This window comes from Chryseobacterium sp. CG10_8 (genome assembly GCF_058117085.1).
Genome location: NZ_JBYVEB010000095.1, coordinates 1 through 10,925, shown reverse-complemented (window position 1 = coordinate 10,925; position 10,925 = coordinate 1). Strand labels below are relative to the sequence as shown.

Here is a 10,925-nt window from a genome sequence, read left to right as displayed (position 1 = left end):
TTTTTCTCTTCAGATTAACACGCAGAATTTAATCATATTTTTTGTAAAATCCACCAACTATTTTTCAGTACATTACCATAAATTGTGGTTTCGATAAAATTCAATTTTTTTAGAGTTTCTTGATGTTGCTTTTGAGCACTTGTTCAACTTCGTCGTTACGTGTCAACATCAATTGATTGAAGGCGAGTAGAGAAAGCTGCGCACAGACTTCGGCGTCGTCACCAGCTCTATGGTGTTGAAATTGGATATGGTGTTCGTTCGCAAGGTTTTTGAGGCTATAACTTTTCAGTCCTTTCCAAGATTTTTTCGCTAACTGAATGCTACATAGATAGTTGATATTAGGTTTGAAAAAGCCATAATAATCTAGGCAACCGCGCAAAACTCCGGCGTCAAAGCCTGCATTATGAGCAATCATGATATTTCCATAAAGAAGGTCTTGAGCTTCGTGCCAGATTTCATCAAAAGTAGGTGCATCAGCAACATCACTTGGTTGAATGCCATGAACTTCAATATTTCTCGGATGAAAATAGGGATAACTTGGAGGTTTGATGAGCCAAGTTTTGGTTTCGATGATTTCTCCGTTTTCGACCAAGCAAATACCCATTTCACACGCTGAATGTCGCTCATGTGTTGCGGTTTCGAAGTCAATAGCGCAGAAATCTAACATGATATTACTTCAAATAATGTTTAAAAATTAACCATTTAGTTTGGTAATAATTCTTCATTTGATGATTTTGTCTCAACTTTCTAGTTCGAAATATCTCTTTGTAAAATCCAAAATGGGCTCTGACTATTGCCCAAAGGTGAGGAAATCCGTTTTTGATTCCAACATAGATGCCTGCAACACCATCCAAAACCAAACGGAAGAAAATCAGCCAAACCAACCTTGGGAAGGGAAGGTTTTTTTGAAGCATCATGAGGTTGTTTCTGAAGTTGAGATAAGTCTTATTTGGGCTTTGTTTACTTAGTGTTCCTCCGCCAACATGATAAACTACCGATTCGTGGGTATAATATACCTTTTTGCCCGTATTGTGAAATCTCCAACACAAATCAATTTCTTCTTGGTGTGCAAAAAAACGTCCATCAAAACCATTTTGTTCCCAAAAGTCTTTGGATCGAACAAAAAAAGCACATCCCGAAGCCCAAAAAATTTCTGCGGTGTCATTGTATTGTCCGTTATCTTTTTCGGTGTCATCAAAAACACGACCTCTGCAATATGGATAGCCTAGGTTGTCAATCATTCCACCTGCAGCACCAGCAAATTCAAACTTATCTTTGTGGTGATAACTCAATATTTTGGGTTGTATTGCTGCAATGTTCGGATGGCTTTCAAAAAGATTTTTGATTGGCACAATCCAATTTTCTGTTACTTCCACATCGGAGTTGAGAAGACAGTAAATATCGGCATCAACGGACTTCAAACCTTCGTTATAACCAGATGCGAATCCATGATTTTCTTTGTTAAAGACAATTTTAACTTGAGGAAAGGTGGTTTCAAGAAAATGTACCGAGTCATCAGTCGACGCGTTATCAATGACTACAATTTCTGCTCCTTCTGAATAGCGGATGACGGTCGGAACAAATTTTTCCAGCCAGTTTTTTCCGTTCCAATTCAGTATTACGATTGATATTTTCACTGTTGTATCATTCTTTTGATGATATTGGAGTATTTCCATTTTCTATGGCTCCATAAGTAGTTATCAGGATTTTTTCTGATGGTGTTTTCTAGAAGTTGATGGAATTTAATCGCCACTTCAAACGACTCAAATCTTTCTTGGTCAGGTTCAATTTTATAGTAATTAACTTGATAAAATCCGCGTTTTACCTTCTTCATATCACAATAGACAAAAGACAAGTCCATTCTCGTCGAAAGCTTATCATAACCGAGGAAAATAGGCGTGTCTTGATGCAGAAACTCAAGCCCATAATCTATATGATTGTGGTTAGGCGTTTGGTCTGCTACAAATAAATAGATTGAGTCTCCGTCGTTAGGAGTACGAAAGATGTGTCTGATGACATCGTTAGCCTCGACAGATTGGTTTCCGTAGCTATTTCTAATTTGACGAATTTTTTCGTCCCAAAAAGGACTTTGCATCTTCCGATAGACCGGATAACAATTTTTCTGAGGAACGGCGGTTGAGAAAGCGTTAAACCATTCCCAGTTGAAAACGTGGCCACAGAGCATAATCATATTTTGCCCGTCCTTTTTGGCATCTGTAAAGACGTGTTGGTTGATATGTTGTACTCTTACTCTCAGTTCATCAGAGGTAATGGTAAAAGACTTAATCGTTTCTACCAAGTAGTCGCAAAAGTTACGGTAGAACTTCTTGCAGATTTCTGTGATTTCTTTTTCGGATTTTTCGGGAAAGGATTTTCTCAAATTCTCCAGTATCACTTTTTGTCTATACCTGACCACATAGTAGATTACATAAAATATAAAATCTGAAAAACCATATAAGACTTTCAGTGGCAGTCGGGAGATGAGCAGAACTATTTGGAAGACAATTTTCATAAAGAGTTGCAAATTTATGAATTATTGGACGAATAGAAATTTTAATTTTCTAAATTTGTCAAGTTTATAATAATTTTGAATTATGAAAAGTACCAGATATATGATGTCGGCAATATTGTTGTTAGGATTAACAGCAACAGGCTTTGCACAGACCCAAACTGAAAAAGATAAAGCAGCAGCTATTGAGGCCGCAAAGTTGGAAAAAGCTACACTTCCTAAGCCTTATAATGAAACGGAGGATGCTAATAAAAAAATTGCTGAATTAATCAAAATTGCACAAAAAGAAGAGAAGAATATTATTTTGCAAGCAGGAGGGAACTGGTGTATCTGGTGTCGTAGATTCGAGAGTTTCAGACAAGAGAATAAAGAATTGAAAGAGATGACTGAGAATGCGCTGATTTATTATCACCTTAATTTTTCACCGGAAAACAAGAATTCGGAAGTTTTTGCGAGATATGGTAATCCTGGAGAAAAGTATGGTTATCCAGTTTTTATTGTTCTTAACAAAAATGGAGAACTTGTCAAAGTACAAAGCAGTGAAGTGTTGGAAGATGGAAAGAAGGGGTATGACCTAGAGAAGACCAAAGAATTTTTGAAAGCTTGGGCTTATCAATAATAGCCGAGAAATCAATTGAGATAAATAAAAAAACCGATTCAACAGAATCGGTTTTTTTATTGTCAGAAAACTGAATGTTTTCTTATGCTTCTTCAGTAGTAGCTGGTTTATCTTCAACTTTTTTAGGAGCTGCTTCAACTGGTGCGTCAGAAACGATATCGAATTCGTAATTATATTCTACATCTCTGTGAAGTCTCATCAATGCAGAAAATTTACCAGTTCTCTTGATAGTGTTACCAGGAATTTTGATGTATTTTCTGTCGATTTGCACTCCTGCTTTAGCTAATTCTTCAGAAAGGTTAGCATTGTTGATAGAACCGAAAAGTTTGTCACCAGTTCCCACTTTAGCTTTGATAGAAAGTGGAGTGTTTTTCAACTGAGCAACTTTAGCGTTAGCTTCAGCGATTAACTTAGCTTCTTCTTCTTTTCTAGATTCTAGAGTCTCTTGAAGTTGAGTTTTTGCTTTTGGCGTTGCCAAAACAGCGTATCCTTGAGGGATTAAGAAGTTTCTAGCGTAACCTGGTTTTACAGATACGATATCAAACTCTAGTCCTAAGTTTTCTACGTCTTTTTTTAGAATAATGTCCATGTTGTTGTCCGTTTTAGTTTTAGAGGCAAGAACAAAGAGGCAAGAATCAAGATTAATAAAAATCTATTATCTATTATCTTTTATCTCTTATCTAAATCGTTAGAATTTTAATTATTGATTCAGCAACAAAAAGCCAAAAGCGATTTGCTAATGGCTAATTGCAATTTTTTTATTTTAATAAATCTGCTACGTAAGGCATCAAAGCAAGGTGTCTTGCTCTTTTGATAGCTGAAGATACTTTTCTTTGATATTTCAAAGAAGTTCCAGTGTATCTTCTTGGTAAGATTTTACCTTGTTCGTTAACAAATTGAAGTAAGAAATCTGCGTCTTTGTAATCAACATGCTTGATTCCAAATTTTTTGAATCTACAATATTTCTTTTCTGATTTTGTATTGATGTCAATCGGAGTTAAGAATTTTACTTCTGATTCTCCTCCTTGTGCGGCTTGTTGTGCCATTTCATCTATTGCCATAATGGTATTTTTTAAAGATTTGGGATTGAAATTAAGCTTTTGCAGTTTTTAGTTTTGCTCTTCTGGTAACAGCGTATTCTACACCGTATTTATCCAATTTTGTAGTTAAGTAACGGATAACTCTCTCGTCACGTTTGTAAGCAGTTTCTAATTCTGCAACAATGTTTCCTTCTCCTTTGAACTCGATCAAAGTATAGAATCCGTTCTTCTTCAATTGGATAGGGTAAGCCAATTTCTTAAGACCCCAATTTTCTTTCGCAACGATTTCGCAATTGTGCGAAGTCAACAAGTCTTGGAATTTTTTTACTGCTTCCTCCACCTGCGCGTCAGATAGAACGGGAGTTAAAATGAAAACAGTTTCGTAATTGTTCATAATAAAATTAATTAATTGATTAATATTTTTTCGAGGTGCAAAAGTAGTGATTTTTTTCTAATAGGAAAAATATTAGTGTTTTTTATTTGTTAGTGTAAGCCAGTCTCTTAGCTTCCTGCTCCGCCCATTAAATATTTTTTTGGTATTTTTGTTAAAATCAAGAAAAACAATAATATGGGAATGAAAGATGTGTTTAAAATATCCTTTAAGGATTTTAGAGGTGATTTGTTTGGAGGGATTACAGCAGGTATTGTTGCTCTTCCTTTAGCGCTTGCCTTCGGACAACAAACTGAGATGGGAGCGGCAGCAGGATTATTTGGTGCTATATTCATTGCGTTTTTTGCCTCGCTCTTTGGAGGTACCAATACGCAAATCAGTGGCCCAACTGCGCCTATGACTGCGGTTTCTTATTTGGTGATAAGTGGGGTCATGCAAGAATTTGATGGTAATTTGCAATCGGCTTTACCCACTATTCTAATGGTATTTCTCAGTTCGGGACTTTTACAGGTAGTTTTTGGTCTTTTAAAAATAGGAAAGTATATCAAGTACATTCCATATCCTGTTGTTTCGGGTTTTATGAGCGGAATTGGAGTAATTATTATTGTAACTCAACTTTTTCCAGTCTTAGGATATCAGCCAGAGAAAGATGCTAAATTTGTTGATACATATATTCCAAAAGCCCAAGAAAGAATTTTGGATAAATTTTTGGTAAAAGAGTCAAATAATGGAGTGAAGGTGCTTCACGACTATGAAAATGCAATTGCGGATGCTAAAAAAATATCGCCTAAAGAGATTGAAGATGAAGCTAAAAATCTTGCAAAACAAGAGGCGGGCACAACTGCTGGTACTGTCAAGTATTTGCCTAATGCACTGAAAAATATTAATTATCTGCATTTTGGGATGGTACTTTTGACTATAGGTATTATTTATGGATTCAAAAAAGTAACCACCAAAGTGTCTTCAACACTTGTGGCGTTGCTCTTTGTCAGTTTACTCGTGTATGTCATGAAGATGCAGTTGTCTTTGATAGACCAAATTCCACAGGGATTTCCAAAGCTATATGTTGGGGAGATGTTGACCAATGTTAAATTTTCGCTCGTTGGTCATCACATCACAGATATTATTTCCTTGGCTATACTTGGGTCGATTGACTCCTTGTTAACTTCTGTTGTTGCTGATAATATGACCAAAACCAAACATGATAGCAATCAAGAATTAATAGGTCAAGGTATTGGGAACTCGATGTCATCTATTTTTGGAGGACTTCCAGGAGCTGGAGCAACGATAAGGACGGTAGTTAATATTAATTCTGGTGGTAAAACCAAGTTGTCAGGAATGATTGCAGGGATATTACTGCTTATTGTTTTGTTAGCGTTAGGGCCATTGGCTTCAATGATTCCTAAAGCTGTACTAGCCGGAATTCTAATCACCGTTGGAATTGGTGTAATGGATTACAAAGGTCTTAGATCACTTGGCAAGATTCCTATTGCAGATGCTTTTGTAATGATTCTGGTCTTGGTTCTTACTGTTTTTCTTGGGTTAATAGAAGCTGTTGCATTAGGAATGGTGATTTCAGCTTTAGTTTTTATGAAAAAGATGGGAGATCTAACAGCAAAATCCTCTCTAATAAAAAGCGTTTCTGAAATTGAATCAGAATCCGATGACAGTCTCAGTGTGGAGATTCCTCAGAATTTGAAAGAGGAAGTATATATCAAAGATATTGGAGGTGCTTTGTTTTTTGGAGTTACAGATGAGTTTAAACAAAAATTTTCTGAAATTCCCGATACTGCCAAATGTGTTGTTTTATTAATGAACAAGGTGAGTTATATGGATCAAAGTGGTGTTTTCACTTTAGAGGATACGTTAGTAGATTTAAGACAGAGGGAGATTATTGTTCTGATGGTAGGAGTCAAAGACCAACCCAGATATCTTATGGAAAGGATTAATCTTATTCCTGATTTAGTGCCAGGGAATTTGGTTTTTCCTGATAATGAATCTGCTCTTAAATGGGTGGAAGATAATGTTGAAGATGTTTTTTAAATTTTAATTTCTGAACATAAAAAAATGCTACCGTTATTGGTAGCATTTTTATTTATCTGAGTTTCAATTTCAATCTTTTAGATTTCTGTATTCATATCCCAGTTTTGGAGATAGTCATGGACGTGTTTTAGGAACATTCCACCCAAGGAACCATCAACAACTCTATGGTCATAAGAATGCGACATGAACATTAGATTTCTAATTGCTATAACATCACCATCTTTGGTTTCCAAAACAGCAGGTTTTTTAACAATAGCACCAATCGCTAAAATCGCAACTTGCGGTTGTGGAATAATAGGTGTCCCCATTAAGTTCCCGAAACTCCCAACGTTGGAAATCGTGTAAGTAGCACCTTGTGTATCTTCTGGTCTTAATTTTTTGTTTCTTGCTCTGTATGCCAAGTCATTGATGGCTTTTGCAAGACCTGAAAGTGAAAGTTGGTCTGCATTTTTGATAACAGGAACAATAAGATTTCCATCAGGAAGAGCAGTCGCCATTCCGATATTGATATTTTTCTTTTTAATGATATTATCACCATTTACAGATACATTAATCATCGGATAATCTTGGATAGCTTTAACAACTGCTTTGACGAAAATAGGCATGAAAGTTAGTTTCTCTCCTTCACGTTTTTCAAAAGCTGATTTATGCGCATTTCTCCACTTGACAACATTAGTCACGTCAGTTTCGATAAAAGAAGTTACGTGCGGAGCAATTTGCTTAGCTTTCACCATGTTTTCGGCGATAATTTTTCGCATTCTGTCCATTGGTACAATTTCGTCTCCTGCGCTTACAGTGATTGGTTTTGCGGTTGTAGCTTCTGCTTTTGGAGCAGGAGTAGCAACGGCTGTTGGAGTTGAAACAGCAGCTGGAGCTGATGTTCGGTTTTGTACAAATGCAAGGATATCTTCTTTGGTAATGCGACCTTCTAGTCCACTTCCTTTAATAGATTGAAGTTCTGCTTCTGTAATGTTCTCTTCTTTTGCAATTGATTTTACAAGAGGTGAAAGATATAGGTCTCCAGAATACTCGATGTTGGTATTGGTCTGGAGTGGCTTTTCTAATTCGGCAACAACACTGGTTTCTACGACTGTTGATGTTGGCGTTGCTGATTCGGTTTTAGGACTTTCTGTAGTTGCGTTTCCTTCACCAGCAATTTCCAAAATAGCGATGGCTTCTCCTACTTTTGCAACTTCATCTTTTTGTTTAAGGATTTTTATAATTTTCCCCGAAATTGGGGTCGGGACATCGGAATCAACCTTGTCGGTTGCAATTTCTACTACGGAATCGTCCTCGTTAACAGTGTCTCCTTCATTAAATAACCAACTGATGATGGTCGCTTCCATCACGCCTTCACCCATGGAAGGAAGTAATAATTGATATTCTGCCATTTTTTGATTTTTGGAATTTTACAAATATAAAAATTCCTTTCAATTTTTTAGGAATTCAATAATTTAATTTTTTAGGAACTCAATCATGATTTTGTCTCCAACTCTCAATCCAAAGAGAGAATTGGCTCCATTTTTTTTACTGCCTTTATAGATCGCTAGCTCCAGTAAATTGATGTCATTGAAAATAGCCATCTGACTACCATAAGCTGTTGCTTCGTTTTCCCAATCTGTAACAACGTCGGTGTAAGAGTCGTATATTTTATCCAGTTTCAAGTTTCTGAATTTAATTAAAAACCGATTATGGTTAATATTTTTCTTATCGAAAATTTCTCTTGTGATGTTGGTTACTACGTTTCCAAAATGGTCAATATACATCACTTCTCCAACAATGGAATTGTCATTTGATACAGCTTTTGGAAACTGAAGTTCCTTTGGAGTCGAGTAACTTCTCCCAATGAGATCCGGGATTCCTTTATTACATAGATGTACTGCAGCAGGAACCATAATATCGACAATGGAGAAATGTATCTCGTCGTCAAAACGGTTATTAGCGGTGATTTCGTAGATCAGTTCTGGTTGAATATCAAAAAAAATCAAACTCAAGACTCCATTATCCGCCGCTAGAAAATAGTGCCCGTCTGCTTTATAGAGAACATATTTTCTTTGTTTGGAATAGAAGCTGTCCACGCCAATAATATGGACAGAGCCTTTTGGGAAATAATGATAAGCGTTTTTCACGACATAGGACGTCTCAATAAGGTTATAAGCGCTTATTTCGTGCGATAGGTCTACGAAGTTAATCTTTGGATTAAGATTCAAAATTTGCCCTTTGATTGCGGCAACACGATAATCTTTGTGTCCGTAATCTGTAGTGAGTGTAATCGTGGGCATTTTTTTAAAATTCGAGTTTTTTGATACTGCAAATTTAACTTAAAAATTAAAATCTATAGTGAATGTGAATAAGTATTGAGTGATTTTTAAAAATAAAATTCTAAATTTAACTCGTTAATTAATTAGAACACAATCTAAAATTGGTGATGCATGTTTGAAATGACCTACGAATTGGAGGGTATTGATACTAAAACCTTCTACGGTGTTAATAATCAGTTTTTTAATCTTATAAAATCTAGTTTTCCAACGCTTAAGATCACGGGAAGAGATCAGCATATTTTCGCGATGGGAACAAGGGAAGCGTTGGATATTCTTGACCAAAAACTCAAAGATATTGTCAGCTTTATTTCCAAGAATAATTCGATTACTTTAAAGGATATCGAAAATATCTTGACTGTAAAAGATGAAACCGAAAAGCAATTACTTTTTGAGCAGGATATTATTGTGAAAGGTGTAAATGGAAAAGTAATAAAAGCTAAAACCACTAATCTTAAAAAACTCGTTAAGGAAGTAGAGAAAAAAGATATGGTTTTTGCAATTGGTCCTGCAGGGACAGGGAAGACCTACACCAGCGTTGCGCTTGCAGCTCGAGCATTGAGAGATAAGGAAGTGAAGAGAATCATCTTGACAAGACCCGCTGTTGAAGCAGGGGAGAGTTTGGGATTTCTTCCAGGTGACCTTAAGGAGAAGCTTGATCCTTACTTGCAGCCTCTATATGATGCTTTGCGGGATATGATTCCTCACGAAAAATTGGAAGGTTTTATAGAAAAAAAGGTTATCGAAGTAGCTCCTTTAGCTTTTATGCGAGGACGAACATTGGATGAAGCTTTTGTCATCTTAGATGAAGCACAAAATACAACACATTCTCAGATGAAAATGTTCCTAACCAGAATGGGAATGAACGCTAAATTTATTATTACAGGTGACCCTAGTCAAGTGGACTTGCCCTTAAAACAAAAATCTGGTCTTAAAGAGGCAATGCGCATCCTTCATGGAGTGCAAGAAATTGGATTTATACATTTGACAGAGGAGGATGTAGTAAGACATCCAGTGGTGAGAAAGATCATTAATGCCTATCAAAGCGAGGAAAAAAGATTGAGAGAAGAGTAGTTGTATCCACGAAATTATTTTTTGATTTACGGACCTAATCGAGAAAGGTTTATGTAAAGACATGATATTTGCCAAAAAAATGCATAAAAATTTGCGAATTTGAAAAATTAGTATATTTTTGCGGCGAATTTTAATTTAATAAAAAACATGAAAAAATTATTATTAGTTGGTGCTTTGGCACTTGTCGGAGTGTTAAATGCACAGGTTAAATTTGGAGTAAAAGGTGGGTATACACTTTCTAATTTAAAGGCTGAGTATGATGGTGAGGAAGATGTAAAGTATGATGGTAAATCAAGTTTCTATATTGGAGGTCTAGCAGAGTATAAGATTACTGATAAGTTTGCTGTTCAAGGGGAAGTTTTGTATTCTGAATTAGGAGGAAAAATGAAAGAATCAGGAAGTTACTCGGAAACAATTCTTGGGGTTACGGTTTCTGGTAGTTATGAAGAGACTAGTGATGTTAAGTTGGGGACATTGCAGGTTCCTCTTATGGGAAAATATTATGCAACTGAAAACCTGGCTATTGCTGGAGGTCTGAATTTTGGTTTTATTATGTCTGCAAAAAACAAATATGAGTACACAGAATCTATAAATGGGGAAACTTATTCTGAGTCTGAAGATGAAGATATTGATAGCTATGTAAAAAGCATGAACTTTGCACCATTTATTGGAATAGAGTATAATTTGGAGAGTGGATTGTTCTTTGACGGAAGATATAACTTTGGAGTTTCTAATCTTGCAGAAGAAGATGGAGGAAGTTTAAAAAATAGCTTCTTACAAGTAGGTGTTGGATACAAGTTCTAAAAATCTAATCTAGATATTTATTAAGGCATCGATTCATGAGAATCGATGCCTTTTTTATATGACATTGAGATTATCTATGCAATTTTGATATTTTAAGATCATTGGTTGTATTTGTTTTAACGTTTCA

The 10,925-nt window shown here is 35.8% G+C and carries 12 protein-coding genes; 4 read left to right on the top strand and 8 right to left on the bottom strand.

Annotated elements, in window-relative coordinates:
• Positions 1-109 precede the first annotated feature (109 nt).
• The 3 genes from AC4AGG_RS13115 to AC4AGG_RS13105 are packed head-to-tail and all read right to left on the bottom strand — an operon-like array spanning position 110 to position 2,512.
• The gene (locus AC4AGG_RS13115; protein ID WP_489772461.1) at positions 110-667 is read right to left on the bottom strand and encodes a 3'-5' exonuclease; all 558 of its coding nucleotides are present in this window, start codon (positions 665-667) and stop codon (positions 110-112) included.
• A 4-nt stretch (positions 668-671) separates the two neighbouring features.
• Positions 672-1,637: a glycosyltransferase family 2 protein gene (locus tag AC4AGG_RS13110; protein ID WP_489772462.1), complete on the bottom strand. Its 966-nt coding sequence runs from the start codon at positions 1,635-1,637 to the stop codon at positions 672-674.
• A complete protein-coding gene (locus tag AC4AGG_RS13105) occupies positions 1,634-2,512 on the bottom strand; it encodes a lysophospholipid acyltransferase family protein (protein WP_489772460.1) in 879 nt (292 codons plus the stop codon). Before AC4AGG_RS13105 ends, AC4AGG_RS13110 begins: the two co-directional genes overlap by 4 nt.
• 82 nt (positions 2,513-2,594) lie before the next feature.
• Here AC4AGG_RS13105 and AC4AGG_RS13100 point away from each other — a divergent pair, with 82 nt between their 5' ends.
• A complete protein-coding gene (locus tag AC4AGG_RS13100; RefSeq protein ID WP_489772459.1) occupies positions 2,595-3,128 on the top strand; it encodes a thioredoxin fold domain-containing protein in 534 nt (177 codons plus the stop codon).
• Positions 3,129-3,210: 82 nt separating this feature from the next.
• Here AC4AGG_RS13100 and rplI read toward each other — a convergent pair whose 3' ends face one another.
• The 3 genes from rplI to rpsF form a co-directional block, all read right to left on the bottom strand.
• The gene (gene rplI / locus AC4AGG_RS13095) at positions 3,211-3,717 is read right to left on the bottom strand and encodes a 50S ribosomal protein L9 (RefSeq protein WP_489772458.1); all 507 of its coding nucleotides are present in this window, start codon (positions 3,715-3,717) and stop codon (positions 3,211-3,213) included.
• Positions 3,718-3,886: 169 nt separating this feature from the next.
• The gene (rpsR, locus tag AC4AGG_RS13090; RefSeq protein WP_489772457.1) at positions 3,887-4,189 is read right to left on the bottom strand and encodes a 30S ribosomal protein S18; all 303 of its coding nucleotides are present in this window, start codon (positions 4,187-4,189) and stop codon (positions 3,887-3,889) included.
• 31 nt (positions 4,190-4,220) lie between these two features.
• A complete protein-coding gene (rpsF, locus tag AC4AGG_RS13085) occupies positions 4,221-4,562 on the bottom strand; it encodes a 30S ribosomal protein S6 (protein WP_489772456.1) in 342 nt (113 codons plus the stop codon).
• A 180-nt stretch (positions 4,563-4,742) separates the two neighbouring features.
• Here rpsF and AC4AGG_RS13080 point away from each other — a divergent pair, with 180 nt between their 5' ends.
• Complete coding sequence (locus AC4AGG_RS13080) at positions 4,743-6,602, top strand: SulP family inorganic anion transporter (protein WP_489772455.1); 1,860 nt, start codon at positions 4,743-4,745, stop codon at positions 6,600-6,602.
• A gap of 77 nt (positions 6,603-6,679) precedes the next feature.
• Here AC4AGG_RS13080 and AC4AGG_RS13075 read toward each other — a convergent pair whose 3' ends face one another.
• On the bottom strand, positions 6,680-7,993 hold the full coding sequence (locus AC4AGG_RS13075) for a dihydrolipoamide acetyltransferase family protein (RefSeq protein WP_489772454.1): 1,314 nt from the start codon (positions 7,991-7,993) through the stop codon (positions 6,680-6,682).
• A gap of 63 nt (positions 7,994-8,056) precedes the next feature.
• A complete protein-coding gene (locus tag AC4AGG_RS13070; protein WP_489772453.1) occupies positions 8,057-8,884 on the bottom strand; it encodes an SAM hydrolase/SAM-dependent halogenase family protein in 828 nt (275 codons plus the stop codon).
• 150 nt (positions 8,885-9,034) lie between these two features.
• Between AC4AGG_RS13070 and AC4AGG_RS13065 the strand changes: the two genes are divergently transcribed.
• Positions 9,035-9,994, top strand: coding sequence for a PhoH family protein (locus AC4AGG_RS13065; RefSeq protein WP_489772452.1), 960 nt, complete (start codon positions 9,035-9,037; stop codon positions 9,992-9,994).
• 147 nt (positions 9,995-10,141) lie between these two features.
• A complete protein-coding gene (locus AC4AGG_RS13060; protein WP_489772451.1) occupies positions 10,142-10,798 on the top strand; it encodes a porin family protein in 657 nt (218 codons plus the stop codon).
• Positions 10,799-10,925: the final 127 nt, after the last annotated feature.